Source organism: Mesorhizobium sp. GbtcB19, assembly GCF_019091085.1.
GTDB lineage: Bacteria > Pseudomonadota > Alphaproteobacteria > Rhizobiales > Rhizobiaceae > Mesorhizobium.
Genome location: NZ_JAGXJY010000358.1, coordinates 1 through 251 on the forward strand (window position 1 = coordinate 1; position 251 = coordinate 251).

Sequence of the window (251 nt, forward strand, 5' to 3'; positions counted from 1 at the left end):
TGGGCCCGGGCCTCCAGGGGGGGCGCGGGGGGGGGGAGGACGCGGGGGGGACGGCCCGTGCCGATGCGGCCATGGAGGCCGGGCAGCGCGGGGAAATCGGGATCGACGGAGAGGAAGGCGCCGGCGACGAATGCGGCCGCCGAGGTGAAGCCCGGCGTGTGGTCGTTCTCCTGGAGGTCGTTGTCGATGGGTGTTGGCGCAGGCTCGAAGGCGATCAGGCCGCCGGGGGGGTGGGCCAGGAGGTAGGTGCG

Annotated in this window: 1 pseudogene; it reads right to left on the reverse strand. The window is 75.3% G+C overall.

Annotation, left to right across the window (positions count from 1 at the left end):
- Positions 1 to 251: pseudogene (locus KVT37_RS32480) on the reverse strand (hypothetical protein); the annotation flags it as partial.